At 44.6% G+C, this 21,525-nt stretch carries 26 protein-coding genes; 16 read left to right on the forward strand and 10 right to left on the reverse strand.

Annotated features, from left to right (window positions below; genetic code table 11):
• Positions 1-71: 71 nt before the first annotated feature.
• Entirely contained in the window at positions 72-1,283 is a 1,212-nt protein-coding gene (locus QUB16_RS28075; RefSeq protein ID WP_333321267.1) for an acetate kinase, read from the reverse strand.
• Between the two features lie 228 nt (positions 1,284-1,511).
• On the opposite strand from QUB16_RS28075, the gene psaK reads away from it, so the two are divergent.
• The gene (gene psaK / locus QUB16_RS28080) at positions 1,512-1,772 is read left to right on the forward strand and encodes a photosystem I reaction center subunit PsaK (RefSeq protein ID WP_333321269.1); all 261 of its coding nucleotides are present in this window, start codon (positions 1,512-1,514) and stop codon (positions 1,770-1,772) included.
• A gap of 44 nt (positions 1,773-1,816) precedes the next feature.
• Here the strand turns inward: psaK and QUB16_RS28085 are convergent, their stop codons facing one another.
• Genes QUB16_RS28085 through QUB16_RS28095 form a run of 3 tightly spaced genes read right to left on the reverse strand, consistent with a single transcriptional unit; the run spans position 1,817 to position 4,242 of the window.
• Complete coding sequence (locus QUB16_RS28085; protein ID WP_333321271.1) at positions 1,817-2,455, reverse strand: histidine phosphatase family protein; 639 nt, start codon at positions 2,453-2,455, stop codon at positions 1,817-1,819.
• Positions 2,456-2,483: 28 nt separating this feature from the next.
• Positions 2,484-3,170, reverse strand: coding sequence for a DUF3226 domain-containing protein (locus tag QUB16_RS28090; protein ID WP_333321273.1), 687 nt, complete (start codon positions 3,168-3,170; stop codon positions 2,484-2,486).
• Positions 3,163-4,242, reverse strand: coding sequence for an AAA family ATPase (locus tag QUB16_RS28095; RefSeq protein WP_333321275.1), 1,080 nt, complete (start codon positions 4,240-4,242; stop codon positions 3,163-3,165). Before QUB16_RS28095 ends, QUB16_RS28090 begins: the two co-directional genes overlap by 8 nt.
• A gap of 52 nt (positions 4,243-4,294) precedes the next feature.
• Between QUB16_RS28095 and QUB16_RS28100 the strand changes: the two genes are divergently transcribed.
• The gene (locus QUB16_RS28100) at positions 4,295-4,573 is read left to right on the forward strand and encodes a DUF433 domain-containing protein (RefSeq protein WP_333321277.1); all 279 of its coding nucleotides are present in this window, start codon (positions 4,295-4,297) and stop codon (positions 4,571-4,573) included.
• Between the two features lie 316 nt (positions 4,574-4,889).
• On the opposite strand, the gene QUB16_RS28105 is transcribed toward QUB16_RS28100, so the two are convergent.
• Positions 4,890-7,361, reverse strand: a complete 2,472-nt coding sequence (locus tag QUB16_RS28105; protein WP_333321279.1) for a phosphoketolase family protein — start codon at positions 7,359-7,361, stop codon at positions 4,890-4,892.
• A gap of 467 nt (positions 7,362-7,828) precedes the next feature.
• Between QUB16_RS28105 and QUB16_RS28110 the strand changes: the two genes are divergently transcribed.
• Positions 7,829-8,191: a papain fold toxin domain-containing protein gene (locus QUB16_RS28110; protein ID WP_333321281.1), complete on the forward strand. Its 363-nt coding sequence runs from the start codon at positions 7,829-7,831 to the stop codon at positions 8,189-8,191.
• A 33-nt stretch (positions 8,192-8,224) separates the two neighbouring features.
• Positions 8,225-8,587 carry a hypothetical protein gene (locus tag QUB16_RS28115; RefSeq protein ID WP_333321283.1) on the forward strand — a complete coding sequence of 121 codons (363 nt, stop codon included), beginning with the start codon at positions 8,225-8,227 and terminating at the stop codon, positions 8,585-8,587.
• A gap of 64 nt (positions 8,588-8,651) precedes the next feature.
• Here the strand turns inward: QUB16_RS28115 and QUB16_RS28120 are convergent, their stop codons facing one another.
• Positions 8,652-8,855: a type II toxin-antitoxin system HicB family antitoxin gene (locus tag QUB16_RS28120; RefSeq protein WP_333285477.1), complete on the reverse strand. Its 204-nt coding sequence runs from the start codon at positions 8,853-8,855 to the stop codon at positions 8,652-8,654.
• A gap of 174 nt (positions 8,856-9,029) precedes the next feature.
• Here QUB16_RS28120 and QUB16_RS28125 point away from each other — a divergent pair, with 174 nt between their 5' ends.
• Positions 9,030-9,245: a hypothetical protein gene (locus QUB16_RS28125; protein WP_445251175.1), complete on the forward strand. Its 216-nt coding sequence runs from the start codon at positions 9,030-9,032 to the stop codon at positions 9,243-9,245.
• Positions 9,242-9,610, forward strand: a complete 369-nt coding sequence (locus QUB16_RS28130) for a type II toxin-antitoxin system VapC family toxin (protein ID WP_333341881.1) — start codon at positions 9,242-9,244, stop codon at positions 9,608-9,610. Before QUB16_RS28125 ends, QUB16_RS28130 begins: the two co-directional genes overlap by 4 nt.
• A gap of 84 nt (positions 9,611-9,694) precedes the next feature.
• Here QUB16_RS28130 and QUB16_RS28135 read toward each other — a convergent pair whose 3' ends face one another.
• The gene (locus QUB16_RS28135) at positions 9,695-9,979 is read right to left on the reverse strand and encodes a hypothetical protein (protein WP_333321286.1); all 285 of its coding nucleotides are present in this window, start codon (positions 9,977-9,979) and stop codon (positions 9,695-9,697) included.
• Positions 9,980-10,156: 177 nt separating this feature from the next.
• Here QUB16_RS28135 and QUB16_RS28140 point away from each other — a divergent pair, with 177 nt between their 5' ends.
• The 3 genes from QUB16_RS28140 to QUB16_RS28150 all read left to right on the forward strand — a co-directional run bounded on the left by QUB16_RS28140 (position 10,157) and on the right by QUB16_RS28150 (position 11,334).
• Positions 10,157-10,519, forward strand: a complete 363-nt coding sequence (locus QUB16_RS28140; protein ID WP_333321288.1) for a helix-turn-helix transcriptional regulator — start codon at positions 10,157-10,159, stop codon at positions 10,517-10,519.
• Positions 10,520-10,648: 129 nt separating this feature from the next.
• The gene (locus QUB16_RS28145; protein ID WP_333321290.1) at positions 10,649-10,975 is read left to right on the forward strand and encodes a DUF433 domain-containing protein; all 327 of its coding nucleotides are present in this window, start codon (positions 10,649-10,651) and stop codon (positions 10,973-10,975) included.
• Between the two features lie 65 nt (positions 10,976-11,040).
• Complete coding sequence (locus tag QUB16_RS28150) at positions 11,041-11,334, forward strand: DUF5615 family PIN-like protein (protein WP_333321292.1); 294 nt, start codon at positions 11,041-11,043, stop codon at positions 11,332-11,334.
• A 102-nt stretch (positions 11,335-11,436) separates the two neighbouring features.
• On the opposite strand, the gene QUB16_RS28155 is transcribed toward QUB16_RS28150, so the two are convergent.
• The gene (locus QUB16_RS28155; protein WP_333321294.1) at positions 11,437-11,679 is read right to left on the reverse strand and encodes a hypothetical protein; all 243 of its coding nucleotides are present in this window, start codon (positions 11,677-11,679) and stop codon (positions 11,437-11,439) included.
• 542 nt (positions 11,680-12,221) lie between these two features.
• On the opposite strand from QUB16_RS28155, the gene QUB16_RS28160 reads away from it, so the two are divergent.
• The 5 genes from QUB16_RS28160 to QUB16_RS28180 all read left to right on the forward strand — a co-directional run bounded on the left by QUB16_RS28160 (position 12,222) and on the right by QUB16_RS28180 (position 15,800).
• Complete coding sequence (locus QUB16_RS28160) at positions 12,222-12,593, forward strand: hypothetical protein (protein ID WP_333321296.1); 372 nt, start codon at positions 12,222-12,224, stop codon at positions 12,591-12,593.
• 5 nt (positions 12,594-12,598) lie between these two features.
• A complete protein-coding gene (locus QUB16_RS28165; protein WP_333321298.1) occupies positions 12,599-13,027 on the forward strand; it encodes an HNH endonuclease signature motif containing protein in 429 nt (142 codons plus the stop codon).
• A 314-nt stretch (positions 13,028-13,341) separates the two neighbouring features.
• Entirely contained in the window at positions 13,342-13,890 is a 549-nt protein-coding gene (locus QUB16_RS28170) for a hypothetical protein (RefSeq protein WP_333321300.1), read from the forward strand.
• Positions 13,891-14,325: 435 nt separating this feature from the next.
• The gene (locus QUB16_RS28175; protein WP_333321301.1) at positions 14,326-15,153 is read left to right on the forward strand and encodes a site-specific DNA-methyltransferase; all 828 of its coding nucleotides are present in this window, start codon (positions 14,326-14,328) and stop codon (positions 15,151-15,153) included.
• A gap of 8 nt (positions 15,154-15,161) precedes the next feature.
• Entirely contained in the window at positions 15,162-15,800 is a 639-nt protein-coding gene (locus QUB16_RS28180; RefSeq protein WP_333321303.1) for an MvaI/BcnI family restriction endonuclease, read from the forward strand.
• A gap of 28 nt (positions 15,801-15,828) precedes the next feature.
• Here QUB16_RS28180 and QUB16_RS28185 read toward each other — a convergent pair whose 3' ends face one another.
• Positions 15,829-16,068 carry a hypothetical protein gene (locus QUB16_RS28185; protein WP_333321305.1) on the reverse strand — a complete coding sequence of 80 codons (240 nt, stop codon included), beginning with the start codon at positions 16,066-16,068 and terminating at the stop codon, positions 15,829-15,831.
• Positions 16,069-16,333: 265 nt separating this feature from the next.
• Positions 16,334-19,066 (reverse strand): type I DNA topoisomerase, encoded by a 2,733-nt coding sequence (topA, locus tag QUB16_RS28190; protein ID WP_333321307.1) that lies wholly within the window; start codon positions 19,064-19,066, stop codon positions 16,334-16,336.
• A gap of 463 nt (positions 19,067-19,529) precedes the next feature.
• On the opposite strand from topA, the gene QUB16_RS28195 reads away from it, so the two are divergent.
• Together QUB16_RS28195 and QUB16_RS28200 are read left to right on the forward strand one after the other, a co-directional pair.
• Complete coding sequence (locus QUB16_RS28195) at positions 19,530-20,303, forward strand: VOC family protein (RefSeq protein WP_333321309.1); 774 nt, start codon at positions 19,530-19,532, stop codon at positions 20,301-20,303.
• Positions 20,304-20,473: 170 nt separating this feature from the next.
• Positions 20,474-21,525, forward strand: a 1,052-nt coding sequence (locus QUB16_RS28200) for a protein kinase domain-containing protein (protein ID WP_333321311.1), incomplete at its 3' end; no start/stop codon positions are given.

Consider the following 21,525-nt stretch of genomic DNA (forward strand, 5'->3'; position numbering starts at 1 on the left):
TCCAAAAAGGACGGGCGGGACGCCCATCCCACAATAACAATTAAAATTGTAAGTTATTTAATTCGCGATCCTTAGTGATAAACTTTCCAGCATTCTCGCGCAATTTCCCAATCCTCGTGCGTGTGAATTACCAAAATTTTTACGGCTGAATCCACTGCCGCAATATCTTGATCAATCGATGAATGTTGATTTTTATCCCCATCCACTTTTAACCCGATAAATCCAAAAGCTTCGCAAGCTGCTGCCCGTACAAGAGCAGAATTTTCCCCAACTCCTGCCGTAAAAATTAAAGCATCCAACCCTCCTAAACTCGCCAGCATGGCACCAATTCCGGCACGCAAACGGTGGAGGTAAATATCCAAAGCAAGTTGAGCTCTCTGATTACCTTGAGCGATCGCATCTCCAATCTGCCGCAGATCGCTAGACACCCCTGAAATCCCTTTTAAACCAGAATTTCGATTGAGAATACCATCAAGTTTCTCAGCAGTCAAATCGGATTGTTTTAACAGATGAATGAGAATGCCTGGATCGATCGAACCCGATCGACTTCCCATCATCAAACCTTCCAAAGGCGTAAATCCCATCGTCGTGTCAACACTCCAGCCACCGCGAATGGCCGCCAGAGAACATCCGTTGCCCAAATGACAGCTAACCAACCGCAAATCTGCCAAATCTCGACCCAGAATGTCGGCGGCCCGACGCGCGCAATATTGATGGCTAATCCCGTGAAAACCGTAGCGCCGAATCCCATTTTCCAGCCATTCATAGGGGCCGGGATAAACAAAGGCTGCGGGCGGCAATTGTGCGTGAAAAGCTGTATCAAATACTGCTACTTGCGGCACATTAGGGAGGATTTTTTCAACCGCTTCGATACCTTCGAGGTTAACCGGATTGTGCACGGGGGCGAAAACAGATAAACGGGCGATCGCCTGTTTAACATCCGGCGAAATTAACGTACTTTGCTGATAATCTTGTCCGCCGTGTACGACGCGGTGGCCGACAATATCAATCTCTTTTAAATCATTAATTGTTTGAGTTCTTCCCCTCCAAAGACTCTGCAGCATTCGAGAAATAGCATCTTTGCGAGAGTCTGAGGCAAACTCTTCTTCAAGCCGATCGCCTTTTGCTGTTTTGACTTTCAACTCTGCTATACCCTGCTGGTGAGTCCAGTCTATTTGAGCCTCCCAGAGGGGTTGCAAAGGTCGATCGGGCAGGACATCGTTTAACTCGTAAAGACAGCTCTTTTGACTGCTAGAACCCGCATTTAACACCAGTATTTTCATGCTTTATTATTTCCTGTTGATTCGTTCTTTCGATCGCTAGGCGATTGCAATCGCATCTTGTCCAACTTTCATCCGCCTGCACAGACGAAGAAACCTTGAGTTCCTGGGAAAAATATTAAGAATTATGTCGAAAAATTAACTCTTAATGCAATGTGTAGCGAACAGTTGCATTTTTTTGATATATCTTCTAGGCAGATTTTCATTTACTAAAGTTTAAGGAGTCGATCGATGTTTACACCAATTTTACTTGCCGTTGCCCCCAGAACCGTAGAGTGGAGCCCCACGATCGGTTTGATTATGATTCTTTGCAATATTTTAGCTATTGCGATCGGCAAATCAACCATCCAGAAGCCTACCACAGGCCCAGCAATGCCCTCATCGAGTATGTTCGGCGGTTTGAGTTTGGGTGCAGTTGTGGGAACTATGGCATTTGGTCATATTTTGGGAGCAGGCGCTATTTTAGGATTGTCTAACTTAGGCGCGATTTAGTTGCACAATAGAGGGTACGCAGTACGCGCACCCTACCCGCAATTTCAAGTACCGGGCAAATTGCGGAGAGTTTCATCCATGTACGATCGATCGCCCAAAACCTCCAGCAACGGGCCGCGCACGTCAAACTTGACAATACTGACAGAAGCTGCTAAAGCGGCAATGCGATCGCGATAACGTCCCAAATCAATCCCCAACAGACTGCACAGAATAATCCTAATAGTTGCTTTGTGCGAGACAACCAACACATTTCCATTCTTGTATTTTTCCTCAATTTCTGCAATAACTAAGGAAGCTCTACTGGCAATTTGCACCGAAGTCTCGCCGCCGTTTGGTGCATTCCAAGCAGGTTCAGTCAGCCAATTAATATAATCTTCTTCGTATTCTTTTTTGACCTCTTCTACTGTTTTGCCTTCCCACTCACCGTACTTAATTTCCCTCAGTCCGTCGCGAAGCTGCATTTCAATTCCCACAGCATCGCACAAAGGTTTTGCAGTAGCAATTGTGCGTTTCATCGGACTGACATAAACAGCATTCCAAGGCAATTTTGCGTAAGTAGCGGCAAACTGTTCTGCCATTTGAGAACCTACGGGCGTTAATTCGGGATCGATAGCGCCGCAGAAGCCACCTGTTTGGCTGTAAGTCGTTTCACCGTGTCGTACAAAGTAGATTCTTAAGCTCATGAGTTAATTGTGTGTGAATTTTACTATGTTAGCAAAAGAGTTTAAAAAACTCTTTCAAATCATTGAGTGCAGGATTATCCCAATCCCAAATATCTTTTTTGTGTTCCATAACATAATCAAACCCAGCCATACTGCATTTTCTGCCAGCTTGTTGCTGTTCGTTATCTGAGCAAGTATCATACCTGAGATAGATGCTTACCCAGAATTTATCAAAACCTTTCTGGTTAATTTGCTGTCCCTGGCTTTCTATGCAGGTTTTCCAGCTATCCAAACAATCAGCATGAGGAGATTCTCTAGCCTTTATTCCCTTTAAAAGCGTTTCCAGTTCACCTTTACCTTCAAAATTTGTAAAGTAACAAGCCAATTTTGCATTTGTTCCATTATCTGTACAAATATCGATAAATTGTTTAGTGCTTGACAAGCTTTCAGCTTCAAACACTTGTTTTATACATCTATCTACGAATCTCAGCCGTTCTTGCTCTGAACAATTATCAATATCGATAATAATTCCAATTTTTTCGATGCCTTTTTTGTCAATGTTTGCTTCTAAAGCTTTAAAAGCTTTGATTAACTCTGTTTCGCTCAAGCCTTCCAAACTTTTATAATCATCTATATAAATAGGTGATGCTACCTGGATATCGCAGTTTAGTTTTTCAACCATTGCCTGCATAAAAATTCTATCATTTTTACTTTCTACTATGACAATATTACTCACCTCTCACTCCTTCTTGATGCTCAATGGCATAACTAAGAGTTTCCAAATCGCGCCGAATTCCGATTATTTGATTTGTTTTGAGTTTCCTTGCTAGTTCAAAATATGCGCTGCTGCATTCCTGATTTTGTTCTAAACCCACATCCGCAAATGCTTGAAGCATCTCTAAACTGTGCGTTGTAGCAAAAATCTGCGTATCCATTTCAACCGCCAACCGAAATAACACTCTCCAAAACTCCCGCTGACTTGTATAGTGTATGCCATTTTCGATCTCATCAATTAGCAGTATTTTGTGTTCGCTGTTTACCAGTTTAAGGATTATTTCTGCAACTCTGTTAATGGCATCTCCAAACAATGAGAGAGGTAAACGTTTTTCTCCTTTTTTTCTCAAGTAAAGTGTGGGTTCGCCAATTGAAAAACTTTCTACAGATTCGATCGTAGGGTCAATAGTTTGAAAAGCTTTCAAAACTTCGCTATCTTTGTCATCCAAACGCGCTCGATCGTATGCTTCCGTGAGTTCTTTTCCTGAAATTCTGAGAAAGGATGGAATGATTGGTAATCCGTCAGTAGTAGAAATGCTATTAGTAATTATTGGAACCGGGGAACCAGCTATTAAAGAGGACGTAGCAAGTTCCTGTTCGTTTCTTGTTAACTTAATAGTTAGTCCAGAGAAACGTGAGTCGTCCCTCGACAAATAATCTATTATTTTTTCTGCACCTTCACCAGTCAAAACCTGATTTAGATTCACGGAGCTATTGAGCGATATTTCTAGTTGATAGGGGTTATTATTATCCTCTTTTCTAAAAATTACTATAAATTTATTTTTTCCGGGTACACGAAATAATGTATTCCATCCTCTATTAGGCATAGCTGGTAAGCTTTTTGACGACTCGTTTCTAAAATCTCTTAGCATTGTTAGAGTTTTAGATTGTGGAGCCACAGTCAGTAAAAGTGCTTCTAGCAAGGCTGTCTTGCCAGCATTGTTTTTACCGCCGATTAAATTTACTCTTTCAAACCCAGAAATTTTGATTTGCTCAAAACACCTAAAATTTTGGATTTCTATTTCTTTAAGCATTCCCGCCTCTTTTGAATGTACAAATCCTAAACCACCATTGATTTATGCTAAGATGAATTCTATCTTAGTTGTTTTACTTCATCCGCAACAAGCGAGGAATGTCATGGAGACTATAGACCTCTTTGAAGTCATTGAACGCCATCCAAGCAAGGTGAGTGGTGCATGGATATTTCGGGGAACGCGCGTACCTGTTGCCGCCTTTTTCGAGAACCTTAAAGATGGGGCCTCTATTGACCAGTTTCTCGAATGGTTTCCGGGAGTAACTCGCGCCCAAGTTGAGGTATTACTCGATCGCGCGCTAGCCTCGTTAACGCAGATGGCACAAGCATGAAGATATCGATTAACCCGCAAGTCCGCCGGGGGTTGAAAACCCCCGTCTCATAGCGAAAGTCCTCTAAAAGAGGACTGAAACGCCAATTAAATAAACCACTTAATTCCTAATTTCAAATCTCAAATCTCCAATCTCAAATCAATAATTCCCAATCTAACATCTCAAATCTAAAATCGATAGTCGGTTTCAACCGACTTTTGCTATGAGACAGGGGTTTTCAACCCCTGGCGGACTCGCGGACTAACGACAGATTTCTCATAACAACTAAAAAAAGCCCTCAATTTCTGAGGACTTTCTTTTCAGACAGAGATCGCACCTACCCAGGAGCACCCGATCGCACGGTTTGATCTCCTGTCGTTGTCGGATCTTTCGTTTCCTTCGGCGCTTCCGACGAAACCGCGCCCGCGTGCGGCCACTTCCAGTCGCGGATTTCCGGCATATCATCGCCGTGTTCGTTGATATAGTGCCTGTGTTCGATCAGCTTGTCACGGACAGCTTGTTTGCCGTAAGCTGCGACAGAACTCAGTTTGGGAACGCGATCGAGTACATCTCCAACTAAATGGAATCGATCGAGGTCATTAATCACCACCATATCAAACGGCGTCGTAGTCGTTCCCTCTTCCTTGTAACCCCGAACGTGAATATTCGAGTGATTTGTCCGGCGATAAGTCAAGCGGTGAATCAGCCAAGGATAGCCGTGAAAAGCAAAAATCACCGGCTTATCTTTCGTGAACAAAGTATCAAAATTCTTGTCAGACAAACCGTGGGGATGTTCGCTAGCAGGTTGCAGCGTCATCAAATCCACCACATTCACCACCCGCACTTTTAAATCAGGATAATCTCGGCGGAGAATGTCAACCGCAGCCAAAGTTTCCAGCGTCGGAACATCACCCGCGCAAGCCATCACCACATCCGGTTCGCCGCCTTTATCGTTGCTGGCCCACTCCCAAATGCCGATGCCGGCCGTACAGTGTTTAATCGCAGAATCCATATCCAAATACTGCAAGGCCGGCTGCTTCCCTGCAATAATCACGTTGACATAGTGGCGACTGCGGAGACAGTGATCCGTTACAGACAGCAAAGTATTAGCATCTGGCGGCAAATAAATTCGCACAACTTCCGCTTTCTTGTTAATTACGTGGTCGATAAAACCCGGATCTTGGTGAGAAAAACCGTTGTGGTCTTGCCGCCAAACGTGAGAAGTTAGTAAGTAGTTGAGAGAGGCGATCGGTCTGCGCCAAGGAATATCGTTAGTAGTTTTCAACCACTTAGCGTGTTGGTTGAACATCGAATCGATGATGTGAATAAACGCTTCGTAGCAAGAGAAAAAGCCGTGGCGTCCCGTCAGCAAATAGCCTTCCAGCCATCCCTGACAGAGATGTTCGCTGAGGACTTCCATCACCCGGCCGTCGGGGGAGATGTGGTCGTCTTCGGGCAAAATTTCCCCCGCCCACACCCGGTTCGTCACTTCAAACACCGGATCGAGGCGGTTTGAGGCCGTCTCGTCAGGCCCGACAATGCGGAAATTGGCGTTTTCCTGATTCAGTGTCATCACGTCTCGCAGGAAACGGCCGGAAACGCGGGTTGCTTCTGCCATTACAGTGCCCGGTTTTTGCACGTCAACGGCGTAGTCTTCAAATTTCGGCATTTTCAAGTCTCGCAGCAGCAGGCCGCCGTTAGCGTGGGGATTTGCCCCCATCCGCCGAGATCCCTTGGGCGCGAGTTCTGCTAATTCAGGAATTAACTTGCCGTTTTCGTCGAAGAGTTCTTCCGGCTTATAGCTTTTCATCCAATCTTCGAGGAGTTGGACGTGTCCCGGCTTAGAAGCCATTTCCGAAAGTGGGACTTGGTGCGATCGCCAATAATCCTCAGTTTTCTTACCGTCAACTTCCTTCGGTCCCGTCCAGCCTTTGGGAGTTTTCATCACAATCATCGGCCACTGCGGACGGCCGGAATAGCCCTCTGTCCGGGCTTTTTCCTGAATCGCCTTAATTTCGCCGATCGCGGTATCGAGAGTCGCAGCCATCAACTGGTGCATGGTTTCCGGGTCTGAACCTTCCACCCAATAAGGTTTGTAGCCATAACCGACCATCAAACTTTCCAATTCCTCCTGCGGAATGCGGGCCAACAGCGTTGGATTGGCAATTTTGTAGCCGTTCAAGTGCAAAATCGGCAACACAGCCCCGTCGCGAACCGGGTTGAGAAACTTGTTAGAATGCCAGCTAGCAGCCAAGGGGCCGCTTTCAGCTTCCCCGTCGCCGACAACGGCCGCCACAATCAAATCGGGATTGTCGAAGACGGCACCGTAAGCGTGGACGAGGGCGTAGCCGAGTTCGCCGCCTTCGTGAATCGAACCGGGGGTTTCCGGGGCGACGTGGCTGGGGATACCGCCGGGAAAGGAGAACTGTTTGAACAGGCGCTTCATACCCTCTTCATCTTGGGAAATGTTCGAGTAATATTCGCTGTAAGTGCCTTCGAGATAGGTGTTGGCGACCAAGCCCGGCCCGCCGTGTCCGGGGCCTGCGATGTAGATGGTGTTGAGGTCTTGGGCTTTGATGATGCGGTTGAGGTGAACGTAGATGAAGTTTAAACCTGGAGTTGTGCCCCAATGTCCGAGGAGTCTCGGTTTGACGTGTTCGATTTTGAGGGGTTCTTTGAGTAGGGGGTTGTCGAGGAGATAGATTTGTCCGACGGATAGGTAGTTTGTCGCCCGCCAGTAGGCGTTCATTTTGTGTAGTTCTGAGTCGGAAAGTGGCTTTAATTGCGGGATCTCGGTTGTTCCTAGCATGATTAGCGATTGACTCCTAAGTTGTGGTTGTTTTGTAAAGTGCGATCGGGAAGTGCGATCGATATTAATTTGTTATCGCAGACTTTCTGTATTTAACCTCCATGTCTTCCACGCAAACTATTGAATTCTAGCTCGTTTATGCCTCAATAAAAGTTTAAATCAATGTTAATTTCTGGCTAAACATCGCACCATTCTGAGGGAAGAAAGGGGAAGTTTTTGGGGGATCAAGGAATTAAGCAATAGAAAATAGGATTTACACAAGAGTTTGCGGAGAGTGTGCACTGTGCACCTGATACGTATGTGCAGCGGGTCGCCGGATGTGCTGTGCAAGTCCCCAAAAAGATACTTCTCAAGGTAGAACTCGTAATGATTTATATGTGAATTAAATTTTATTTATGCAGGCGAATTGTCCGCTGACTCCTTTTCTGGTAGAGTTCTGTATGTTTGTCTAGGCTCAGGGTAAAAGGGTGAGCAATTTTTCTAATTTAGAGATTTATCAAGAAATTAAAAAAATAGTACGTCAATTCAAGATTCTTGAATGCGATCGCTGTGCTGTAGCTGTTATGGAATGGCTAGAACAACAAGGCCTTCAGGGAAAGATTCTGAGACTGAGAACAAGATATCAGGAGGAAGATTACATGATCAGCGAACGTCTAGAACGTCTGGGAGTTGAAGAATCGATTACAGTGAACGGTAAACATTATGGCGTTGAAGTGGCAGGTCTAGTCTTTGACAACCTATCAACAGATGGGATGTTAAGGGAAGAATGGGTTAAGGATTTTCACTGTCAAAGTGAGGAATTTGTTGTGGAAGAGTTGGAAAGTTTGTAAAATGGAAGTGTCAAGCTCAAACAAGAGGTAAGGATGAGTGGATTGCTGGAGATTATAGAAAAAATAAAAGCTAGACCGGGGATGTACATTGGGAAACCTTCGGTTAGCGATTTGTTTATGTTTTTGGCGGGTTATAAAACAGCGAGGCGAGAATTAGGAATTGAGTCAAGCGAACAGGAAAATGAGTTTTTCGGGGAGTTTCAGCCTTGGTTGCAGAGACGGTTTAAGGTACTGTCGGTGAATTCTTGGGCAAAAATTATCATGCTTTACTCAGTGGATGAAAAGGAGGGGTTTGAGTATTTTTTTAAGTTGCTGGATGAGTTTGGGCAGCGGGATAAAACTTTAAAGGTTGATGAGGTTGAGGCTAAAGGGGAGACAGTTATCAGTCACAGATAGATATGACCCATAGATTTTGGCGATCGCACTTTCATCGAGATGTTGAAAAAAGTGCGATCGCTGCTCACAGCACCAATTGCCTCACAATTGCACCTTCGGAAATGCTCAATTCCTCTTCCATCGGCTCCAAGTAAAGTTCAATCGCTTCTTGAATATTTGCTAACGCTTCATCAAGGGTTTCCCCTTCACTGATGCAGCCTGACAGTGAGGGAACATAGACGGTATATCCACCTTCTTCACTGGGTTCTAATACGACTTTGATGTTCATAATTTCGGTGTCACGAGCGCTGACTTTTCTATTATAGATGGTTTCCGGCGATCGGAACGCTTTTTTATTGCTCGCTAAAAAATGTCACACAAGCTGCTAGTAATTTCGATATGCCCATTTTAAATTCTGGAGCTATAATGGAAAAGTTAAAAATTAAATCTGAAGGGGGCCTTAATGCTACCTGTTAAGAAAAAACTTGTGACTGACGAAGCAATGCGTCCAGTTGCAGTCCTGATTGATTACGAGGACTGGCAGAAAATTGAGCAACTGTTAGAGACTTTGATAATTCAAAAGAAAGAAAACAGTAATTTAGCCAAGTATGCGGGTGTCATTAAACTAACTCAAGACCCCTTAGAGTACCAGAGACAAATTAGGGAGGAGTGGGATTGAGTCAAGATTTAATTGTGCTAGATACTAATGTATCTTTGTACTACTTGGGCGGTCGCTTAATAAATCCATTACCAGCAGGACAATATTTTGTTTCTGTGATAAGTGAGATAGAATTATTATCTTATTCTAGTCTCAGTTTAGAAGAAGAGGCACTGATTCGTGATTTTTTGACTAATGTTACAGTGATTGGACTGGATAGTAATATCAAAGATTTGGCGATCGCTTTGCGGAAAACTTACAGGCTAAAACTTCCCGATGCCGTAGTTGCAGCAACAGCCAAGTTTCTCAATGCAATGCTGTTGACGAATGATATCAAACTGACTAATTTAACTGAAATTAATACTGAGTCAGTGCAAATTTTGTAAAAAAGGGCGATCGCACTTTAATCGAGATGTTGAAAAAAGTGCGATCGCCTTTCAATTTTCTTACTTCCTTACCTGTACCAACAGCTAGAAAGTCTGACTGACTCTTTTTAACCATTCATTGCTATTTGGTGTTTTTCCCGTCACACCAAATTCATCTGTTATTTCAGTAGTCTCAGTCATGAAAGTACCATCTGGCTTGAGCCTGATGCGGTAAAATTTCCTATACTCGTCGCGCCATACATTGGCATTTGGTGTCGTTCCTGTGGCACCAAATTGATCCGTTACAGGAGTCTTTGATTGAGCATTACCTGGCAGAGATATACTCAATATTAAGAGCGCGATACTACCAACAAAAACTTGATTCTTCATAAGATTGCTAATTCCTTTCTCAAGATATTGACAAACAGACTTTGACTGGTTGGAAATTGGTACTGGGGCGATGATTATTTGATTTTTACATGATTATCTTATAAGTATTGATTTATCCGATAGAGCTTTCTTAAGGAAAAATATAGGATTTCATTGTCCTTTACATGATTTCCTGATATGGCGTTCTCCCTTGGCAAGCGCCTCAAGGCTACCCGCGAAGCACTCGGATTAACCCAAGAGCAAGTTATTGAGCAGTTAGAGCTGCGCTACGGGATAACCCTGAGCCAACAAGCCATCTCGTGTATCGAAAACGGCAAGCGCAAAGTAGACGCCGAGAGGGAGTTACCCGCCTTCGCCGCCGTCTACAGCAAACCGATCGATTATTTCTACGAAACCCTGGAATTGCCCGCCGCCACACCCCCAGCCGCACCCGCACCCAAGCGTCGCTCAGTCGTCACCGTTGACATGGAAGCCCTCACTCACCGGGATAAGTTAGAACTAGCAGCAGAATTAATTCACCACGTTTTGCAAGAAACCTAACTAGCAGAGACAATTTAGCAAACCAGTTAATCCTGTTTTTGCTCCCGTTCTTGTGTCATTCCGACTCATCAAGCAATTGATGCCATACAATATTAAATACATACCTAATTCATAAATCAAGTAGATTTCATGAATATCAAAGAATTAGAAGCGCAACTTCTGGCCTTAACGCCAACCGAGAAAGCTCAAATCATCCAATTATTAACCCAAAACTTAGCCAACAACTGGCAAGGAATTAGCAAAACTCCCGGTGTCTGCGGCGGTGAGGCTTGTATCAGAAACACTCGCATTCCTGTTTGGGTACTGGAAAGTTTTCGTCGTTTAGGAATGAACGAGTCTCGACTCTTAAATAACTATCCCACACTAACAGCTACTGATTTAGCAAATGCCTGGGCTTATGCGGCAGCTTTTCCCGATGAAATTGAAATAGCTATCCGCGAGAATGACGAGGATTAAGATGATGGCGCGTGTTTATGGTGACGAACAATTTCCCTTCTTAGGTTGTAGAATTGCTGCGCCCTATGGGTCACAATATTTTGACAGTACAAGAAGCCGGAAAAGATAACCAAAAAATTCCTGACGAAGAAGTGTTAGCTTTTGCAGTCAGTGAAAATCGAGCTGTTTTAACTCTAAATCGCCGTCATTTTATTAGACTGCACAGCTTACAGCCTGACCATGCTGGAATTATTGTCTGTAAGGCAGACCATGACGTAGCAAGAATGGCGACTAACATTAATGAAGCTATTTCCTCACTTGCAACATTAACAGGTCAATTGATTCGAGTCTATCGTTCTGGACCGTCATCTATATCTTAAGCGATCGCCACAAAGTAAACTCAAGCAATCTCAATCCGAAAATCACTGCATCGGTTTGATTGCTGGCTAGAGGCCATCGCCGATATTTCCCGCTGAAAAAACCTAGGAGGCGACTAAAACAGGGCACTCTGAAATCCGGCAAATATTGGACACAGTTGGCTGGTGGGAAACGACTCGCAGTTCGTGAGAATAGCGGGGACGCGGGTCATTTTCTAACCAGATGGGCGGTACCATCATCACTTCATAGTAAGCGATCTTATGCAAAACCCCTGGCTGCGACTTCAACTCCACTGTCAAGCCAGCTCGGTACTCAAATGCTTCTTCCCAGTCTAGGTTTTCATTCATACCCATAGCGATCGCGCCTCTTAATCTTGTTTCTTTTGTCCATTGTAGAGCGGTACATAAAAGATTGGGTACTTTCTGTTGCTTATGATACAATTTTTAACCTTATATGTTAGTTCCCTGACAATTTAACAGAGAGGAGCAATTGTCAATAAGTAAATAGGATGATTTAGCTGACGGGTGACAAGTAAGCAGAAAAGCTAGGCTTGACAAGAGTTTGAGTTGAGATGTCTCAAACAAAATAGGGGCGAGGGAACCGCGCAGACGTTTATGACACAAAGGAAGAGAAGAGAATTTTAAGGACGGAAGTACAAACCTATTTTTGCCAGCTTGTCTAGTATTTTATAAATAAAGAAACTCGGTTTTTTTAATAAACCGGGTTTCTGGATGAGTGAAAACTCAACTAATTTCACTTGGTTTTATTCTTGGTCGCTGTCGCCGTATTTTTAGCAAGCGAGATCCTTCTTCATTTCTTTTTGGCAGATGTCTAATACTAAAAGTAAAATATGGCATAATATAAATATTAGTTTCATAGCTTTGCACCTATGACCGCCCAAATCACCCTAAATTTGCCAGATGAAGTCTATCACCAAGCAGAATTGCTAGCGCTGCAACGCCACCGCACCGTGAGTGAGATTCTAGTAGAAACTCGAGAAAATTTTTTCTTACCAACCGCTAAACCAGTATCAGCACTGTCTGATTCAGAAGTAATCACTCAGACTCAACTCCGGCTGCAACCAGTCCAAGAACAACGATTGAGTGAATTGTTAGACCGCCAACAATCCGGTACGATCGCATCTGTAGAACTGGCTGAATTGCAGGCCTTAATCCACATATATGAAACTCGACTATTGCGACAAGCTCAAGCCTTAAATGAAGCTGTGCGGCGCGGCTTGCTGGAACCATTAAAAGGATAAGGAAAATGGCGATTTCCGAAGAAGTGGGATTCAGAGTTAGCGCACAAGCTCAAAACCGATGCGGTTATTGTCGCAGTTTAGAAATGTATGTTTTGGGAATACTGGAAATTGACCATATTATTCCTAAAGCGATTGGCGGTACTGACGAGGAAGAAAATCTCTGGCTGGCTTGTAGTCTGTGCAATAATTACAAAGGAACCCAAACAGACGCATTCGATCAGGTCACGCAAAAGCACGTTAAGTTGTTTAATCCGCGCACTCAACAATGGTCACACAATTTTGCTTGGAGTGAAGATGCTACAGAAATTATTGGACTTACAGATTGCGGTCGCGCAACAGTCACAGCACTACAACTAAACAATAATATTGCTGTTACTGTCAGGCGTCAGTGGGTTAGTGCTGGATGGCATCCCCCAACAGACATTTCTCCTTAAAAGGTTTGAGAGTCACAAATGGTCGACGCACATATGGCCTTTCTGGCGGCCCAGGAGATTTTAGACCAGCGCGAGGTCAGGGATAGGGGGTTTGTGCATCAGAATAGCTACAAGGAAGTTTCGAGGTTACGGTTGCATCCCAATCACCGCGCTTGTTTTGGGGAGTCGCCCGATTTTTGAGGCGATCGGGTAAAAATGTGGTTGAACTGCGTGAAATGGTAAGGTGTTCCACAGAAGATGCGATCGACCTAGCGCCTAAAATAAGCAGCGGCTACTAACCTCGCTCGCTCGCGGATAACCTTGTTTTTGTAAGTATGAAGTTCAAGACCGTAAAAGAAGTTATATCCTGGAAAAATTTTATACTAGAGGGTGAAATATATGATTTATCACATCTTAATGCTGACTGGGTGGAATATCTCGACAAAAGAGACGAAAAAAATATAATCACGTACAACTTTATAGTAACTTATGGTTTACATTGTTTTACTAAAGATTCTGATGATATTTCTAGCGAAGAATCACAGTTATTAATGTACAATGGGCCCAGAGAGTCCAGAACATTTAATTTTGAGAGATACCAACTCTCAAAGCAATTACCGAGTATTGTCAAATCATTGGGAGAGAAGGAAACGTTAGTTTGTCACGCTGGGTATGGAAAATTTGCCATCGTTAAAGTTTTGGATTCAAACGGTATAGAGGTTGAGTATTTCGTTGCTTTTGCCGCATTTAGAGAAAGTAAAAGGCTGAGATTACACATACACAGTGCTTATCCTATATACGAAGGCATAGGTAAAGTAAAGAAAGTGGGCTTTTTCGTCATAGCCAAAAATTTATTGCAGAATAAGGAATTACCGAAGCCCTAAAATAACAAAGGCTCCTTAAGGAGCCTTCGCCAAAATATAAATTTTGGTATTCAGAACGTCTTTACCGGAATTCCTCGACCCTCGTGGGTAACGGGATGTCATGATTAGATCATGTCTGCTGCATCCATAGGTCTAATATAATTCATGGTTTGGATCTGTGTCAAGTTTTACTCAAGCAAAGTATTAAAATTTTCCAGTGTGGGCGATTTGCGGTATAGTACGCTTTCTAGTTCTGGATTGCCGCAGTTTTGTCGTGAAAGTCGATCGCACATATCGCCTTTGTTGCGGCCCAAGAGATTTTAGACCAGCGCGAGGTGAGGGATATGGGGTTTGGGCGATCAACCTTGGGCGATCGAAATTTGTGATAAGCTTTCAACTCCAATCTAAAATCTAGATTGTGCTTTTCGACTATCAACCGAGTAGTAAACAAGCCTTATGACTTCACAAGTACAACTTGAACAGCTAAAGCCGGAGCTAGCTTGGCGATCGCATGATGGACTGTCTCACCTTTATCACGGCGATACTTTGGAACTCATGGCTTTGCTGCCTGCTGAAAGCGTAGACTGCATCTGGACCGATCCGCCCTACAACCTATCCAATGATGGTATTACCTGCGTGGCTGGTCGTATGGTCAAGGTAAACAAGGGGGAATGGGATCGCAGTCAAGGTGTTGAGCTAGACCATGAATTTAACAAAGCATGGTTGGCTGCTTGTTATCGGCTTCTTAAACCAACTGGTACCATCTGGGTAACGGGTACTCTCCATGTGTATCCATCAGTCGGATTTGCTATGCAGCAGCTTGGCTTTCGTATTCTCAATGATATTATTTGGGAAAAACCTGCTCCACCTCCAAATCTGGGGTGCCGCTGTTTCACTCATTCAACAGAACTAATCCTGTGGGCAACCAAAGCACGTAAAGGAAAAGAACGTTACACATTCAATTATGAGGAAATGAAGGCTGAGAATGGCGACAAACAGATGAAGAATGTCTGGCGAATGTCTACTCCTGGCAAAGATGAAAAACTCTATGGTAAGCATCCGACGCAAAAACCTATTGACCTTGTTGCGCGTTGCCTTCGAGCAAGCACAAACCCAGACGATCTAGTTTTTGATCCTTTTTCGGGTTCCTCCACAACGGGAGTTGCAGCTTTATCATTAGGGCGGAAATTTATTGGTTGTGAAGCAGATGCAGGTCATGTTGAACTCTCGATTAAACGTTTAAGTAATCCTGCTCAAGTGGAGTTACCACTTGCATTGAAGTAAGGTCATCTATGGAAAGATTAGAGGCAATTACAAGACTCACTACATTGGTAGGTCAAGATCTTCGACAACTAGCAGATCATCACCGTGTAACGGTTTGGAGCACAAAAGATAAGAAAAACAAGGGTTGGGCTGGGCATACAATTGAACGCTATTTGGGATTAGCCCTTAACTCATCTCGATCGCCTAATTTTGGCAGTTGGGAGCTAAAGCTGGTTCCACTAATACCTAAACGAACAGGGGAACTCAAAGTCAAAGAAACGATGGCAATCACGATGATAGATCCAGTAGAAGTCCGAAGCAAAGAATTTGAGGAAAGCCATCTCTTCAACAAACTACAGAAAATGGTTGTTGTTGCACGGGTATTTGAGAGCCAAGCAGATAATCGTTCTCTTGTGCATTCAGTTGCTTCCTTCGATCTTGATAATCCTCAAATCTACGAGCAAGTGAAAGCAGACTACAACCTTGTTCGAGAAACGATTATAACTCAAGGATTTTCAAACCTTACTGGAAAAATGGGCCAACTTGTGCAGCCAAGAACTAAAGGGCCAGGGCATGGCAGCACATCTCGTGCTTTCTACGCTCGAACTAGCTTTGTCGCACATATCTTAGGAGAGGGGTATTCTGTTCCACTGCCTGTCAAGCCTTAACATATTTCTGATTGGCACTGCTAATTAATTAAGTGTCTAACTGACATGAGGCTGCTATAACTTTAGCGTTAATTAAGGTAAAAATCCGATCTAGTTCTAGTAAGCTTGCTAATTCTACAACCTCTTCTGAAGTTAAAAGATTAGCCTTTTTTCTGTCCGCTAGTTCTTCTAATCGGGCTTGCAGGTTTTCCGTAAATTTGAATAAGTAAAGATTTCTGACTTTCTGAATCGAAATCTCACGATCGATCCAGTAGGAAGGTTGTACCATAAGTTCAGCTCTCATGGTGATTAAATTACTCCAATTACTAGATGGATCGTCTTGATTATATCATAAAAATAAAAGATTGCTAAAGCAAAAAACACAAAAAAACCTGCATCGAGTATTGGTCACTATTCTTTAGTCGGTTTCAACCGACTTTCGCTATGAGACAGGGAATTCATTCCCTGACGGACTCGCGGATAAACGAAAGAACCCGATAAAAACCCGGTTTTTCTACTAATAAACCGGGTTTCCAATATTACAGAAAACTCAACTAACTTGACTTAGTTGTTTTCTTGGCTGTTGTCGCAGTCGCAGCCTTCTTAGTAGTCGTTTTCTTCGCAGCAGTCGTCGTCTTCTTAGCAGTAGTTTTCTTCGCTGCAGTCTTCTTCGCCGCAGTCTCCGATTTCGCCGCCGCAGTCTTAGTTGACTTCTTCGACTTGCTGCTAGATTTTCCGCCGCCCGCTGCTTCCTTCGCTGCTAACAAATCCAGTGCTTTTTGTAAGGTGAAATTCTCCACAGATTCATCCTTAGCCAAAGAAGCATTGATATCGCCGTGTTTGACGTAGGGCCCATAACGGCCGTCGTAAACATTGATAAGTTCTCCCGATTCTGGATGCGCGCCCAATTCCTTCAAAGGTTTAGCTGTTTTGCTGCTGCCGCGGGCGGCTTTCGGCTGCGCTAACAATTCTAATGCCCGATCGAGCTCGATCGTCAAAACATCATCCGGCGGTTTGATCGATCGATAATCTTTCCCCACCTTACCCTGGTCATGCACCACATAAGGCCCGTACATCCCCAAATTAGCTTGCACCTTCGCCCCCGTCTCCGGGTGAGTGCCCAACAACCGAGGTAAAGTCAACAAACTCACCGCCATATCCACCGTCACGCTATCCTTATCCGTCCCCTTCGGTAAAGAAGCCCGCTTCGGTTTCTTGTTCGTTTCCGAAACATCCCCTAACTGAACGTATGGCCCATAACTGCCAATCAGCACATAAATTGGTTCCCCGGTTTCCGGGTGAAGACCCAATTTTTCCGGGCCTTCCGTCTTTTGTTTTAACAGAAACTCAACTTTTTCCGGGTCTAAATCTGCCGGAGTCAAATCCTGGGGAATCGACGCTTTCACCTGGCCTTCTTCGTTTTCAGATTCGAGGTAAGCGCCGTATTTACCGATGCAAACTTTTGCCGTGATATTCTCTAATACCACAGTTCGGGCAACTTTCGCGTCAATCTGGCTTTCCTGTTCTTTGACTTGGGTTGCGAGTCCGGTTTCCCCTGTATAAAACTTTTGCAAATACGGCAGCCATTTCGCCTCGCCAGTAGCAATTTCATCGAGGGTTTGTTCCATTCTGGAAGTAAAACCGGTGTCTACTAAATCGGGAAAATGTGTTTCCAATAAAGTCGTGACGGCGAAAGCGGTGAATGTCGGAATTAGGGCGTTAGCTATTAATTTCGCATATCCCCGATCGACAATTGTACCGATAATACTCGCATAGGTACTCGGACGGCCCACACCTTCGCTTTCCAGCATTTTCACCAGAGAAGCTTCCGTGTAGCGGGCGGGAGGTTGAGTTTCGTGGCCAACTGCCCCTAAATCCTTACAATTAGGTTTATCCCCCACCTTCAGCGCCGGCAAAATCACCTCTTGGTCTTCCAACGCCGCATTCGGATCGTCGGAACCTTCCACGTAGGCGCGCAAAAAGCCTGGAAAATCAATGCGTTTGCCGCTGGAACGGAAACCGGCATCTTCTACCTGAGTTAATACCGTGACGTGAGTTTGGCGGGAATCGGCCATTTGAGAAGCCACAGTCCGCTTCCAAATCAAATCGTAGAGACGGAAATCAATCCCATCCAATCCAGTTTGCTGCGGAGTCCGAAAAGTGCTGCCGGCGGGACGGATAGCTTCGTGGGCTTCCTGGGCGCCTTTGCTTTTCGTAGTGTATTTGCGCGGTTGGGGGCTGAGGTATTCGCTGCCGTAAAGTTCTTGCACGCAACTGCGCGCCGCTTCTAAAGCCTGTTCGGACAAATGCACCGAATCCGTCCGCATATAGGTGATAAAACCGCGTTCGTAGAGACTTTGGGCTATTCGCATGGTTTCCCGCGCACCCAGCCTCAGTTTGCGGTTAGCTTCCTGCTGCAAAGTCGAGGTCGTAAACGGCGGCGAAGGTTTGCGGGTGACTGGCCGTTCTTCGAGATTGGTGACAGTCCAAGGTTTGTTTTGAATGCGTGAGAGTAAAGCCCGCGCCTGTTCTTCGTTCAGCAAAAGTACGCGGCGGCCGGCGATAATTTGCCCGGTATTTTCATCAAAATCGCTGCCGTTTGCAACTTTCACATTGCCGACTGTCACGAGTTTGGCATCAAAGGAAATTTTGCCCTTTTCCAAAAGCGCTTTTAAATCCCAGTAACTACCTTGGCGGAAAGCGCGGCGTTCCCGTTCCCGGCGCACCAACAGGCGTACAGCGACTGACTGCACTCTACCGGCGGACAAACCCCAAGCGATTTTTTTCCACAGTAGCGGAGAGAGTGTGTAACCGACGAGTCTGTCGAGAATTCGGCGAGTTTCTTGGGCTTGTACAACTCGATTGTCGATATCGCGGCAGTGAGTCAAAGCGTCGCGGATAGCTTCGCGGGTGATTTCGTGAAACACCATCCGCTTGATGGGCACTTTGGGTTTGAGGATTTGCAGCAAATGCCAGGAAATGCTTTCGCCTTCCCGGTCTTCGTCAGTGGCTAGAATCAGTTCTGTGGCGTCTTTGAGGGCGTCTTTGAGTTCTTTAACAATTTTCTTTTTATCTTTCGGGATGACGTAGAGGGGTTCAAAGTCTGCTTCCACGTTTACGCCCAGTTGCGCCCATTTTTCTCCTTTAACGGCTTCTGGTATTTCTTCGGCCGAGGATGGTAGGTCGCGGACATGGCCCATCGATGCCTCTACACGGTAGGTGGAGGGCAGGAAGTTGCGGATGGTGCGGGCTTTGGTCGGAGATTCGACGATGACTAAGGTTGACATGGCATCTTTTAAATATGGATGGCAGCGCAGCTAGAGGGTCTAAGTTAGAGAGTTTAGGTCAGATGTCAAGGTTTCTTTCAACTTTGGGCGATTATTTTCAAACTACCTTAATTTTTAAGTTACTGCCGATCGGGTGGCAGGTGACAAGCTGATGGGATTTTACTGCTTTCGGGGCAGAGGCTGCGAATCGCCTCTCTACAAGATGCACGGGATGATGACCTGACTCTAGCAGAATTGTCGCTAACTGGATGTTGAGACTGCTGGATGCGGGCGGATGGTTCCTCAATCTAGTTGTAACTTGAAGCTTGGGGCGATCGATTGCGCGATTTTAGATTTTAGATTTTAGATTTTAGATTGGGAAAGATTTACTGAGTAGAGGTTTGGGATTATCGATTGCGCGATTTTAGATTTTAGATTTGAGATTTTAGATTGGGAAAGATTGACTGACTAGAGGTTTTGGACTTTGGTACAGTACGCTGTGCAGCATCAGCGTGGCGATCGGAAGGAAAGCCATCACAGAGGGTTAAAATTATTTGAGCGATCGATCGAGTCTATCAACAATGCTATGACATTTGAATTCGACCATCTTTTCATCTTTACTGATATTGGTGCTTCGGAAGCTAATCGTTTATCATCCTTCGGCTTAGTTGAGGGTGGATCTCGCATTCATCGCGGACAAGGTACAGCCAATCGCTGTTTCTTTTTCCATAACGCAATGTTGGAATTGTTATGGATTCACGATCCAGAAGAGGCGAAGTCTGAGCCAATTCATCTGACTCGTCTTTGGGAGCGATCGACAAATCGGAATAATGGTGCGTGTCCGTTTGGCATCTGTTTGCGTCCAGCCAAAGGTTCTGAGGACACAGTTGCATTTTCTAGTTGGGCATATCATCCACCTTATTTATCTGAAACGATGAGTATCGCAGTAGGAACAAATAGTGATGTTTTGACTGAGCCCATGCTTTTCCAAATTTCCTTTGGTAAACGTCCCGATCGATACTCTGCTGATAAGTCACAGCCTTTGGATCATGGTGTGGGTTTCCGCGAAATTACTCGCGTAGAATTATTCAGTCCTGCTGCCAATAATCCGTCACCTGAACTTCAAGCAGTGCTTGAGACAAATCAGCTAAAGTTACGGATAGGAACCGAGTATTTTGTGGAGCTGGGTTTTGATGGAGAAGTGCAGGGACAACAGGTAGATTTTCGACCTGGATTACCGCTTATTATCAGTTGGTAATCTAAAGCCGTAAAACAATTAATAATATGGCTTCAGTATCGAACGATCTGTGTTCGTTGGTACAGAACGCCCACTGACAAGTGCAGGAACATTAGAGGCTATTGATAATTTTCCAAGTTGGCTGAGTAAACTAGATATATAGTAACCCCCAATTTATTGAGGACTGGAAAATGGAGACAATTACTGACCTGCCTGGGTATCGCATAACAGAACAACTCTATGCAGGGTCTCGCACTCTAGTCTATCGCGGTGTTCGGGAGAGCGATCGGACTCCAGTCGTCATTAAACTGCTGCGAAACGAATACCCCAGCTTCAGCGAACTGCTGCAATTCCGCAACCAATATACCATCGCCAAAAATCTACGTCTGCCTGGAGTGGTTGAACCCCTCGATTTAACACCTTACAAAAACGCCTATGCTTTGATAATGGAGGACTTTGGAGGAGTTTCCCTGTCTACTTATGCCGAGGTAGCAATTGATAACAACCCACCCGATACATCTCTATCTTTAGAAAACTTTCTCAACCTAGCCAGGGAACTAGCAAATATTCTCCACTCTCTCTACCAAAACCGAGTTATTCATAAAGATATCAAACCCGCCAATATTCTGATTAACCCACATAGCCAACAAATTAAACTCATTGACTTCAGTATTTCTTCCCTGCTGCCGAGAGAAACCCAAGAAATCCAGAATCCCAACACCCTCGAAGGAACCTTAGCTTATCTCTCCCCAGAAAAGACAGGAAGAATGAATCGAGGCATTGACTATCGGAGTGACTTTTATTCCCTGGGTGTCACCTTCTATGAATTGTTGACAACACAGTTACCCTTCGACTCAGACGACCCAATGGAGTTAGTGCATTGTCATCTAGCCAAACAGCCGATTCCCGTACATCAAATCAAGCCCGAAGTCCCCCTAATTTTATCCCAAATTGTTAGTAAACTGATGGCCAAGAATGCGGAAAATCGCTATCAGAGTGCATTAGGACTGAAACACGATTTAGAAATTTGTCTGGCTCAATTACAAAACACGGGTAACATTGAGACGTTTGCATTGGGGACGCAGGATATTACAGACCATTTCCTCATCCCCGAAAAACTCTACGGGAGAGAAACAGAAGTTGAAACCTTATTAGCAGCCTTTGAGCGAGTCAGCAGGGGCAGCACCGAAATGATGCTAGTATCCGGTTACTCTGGCATTGGTAAATCCGCCTTAGTACAAGA

Source organism: Microcoleus sp. D3_18a_C4, from assembly GCF_036702415.1.
In the GTDB taxonomy this organism is placed as follows: Bacteria; Cyanobacteriota; Cyanobacteriia; order Cyanobacteriales; family Microcoleaceae; genus Microcoleus.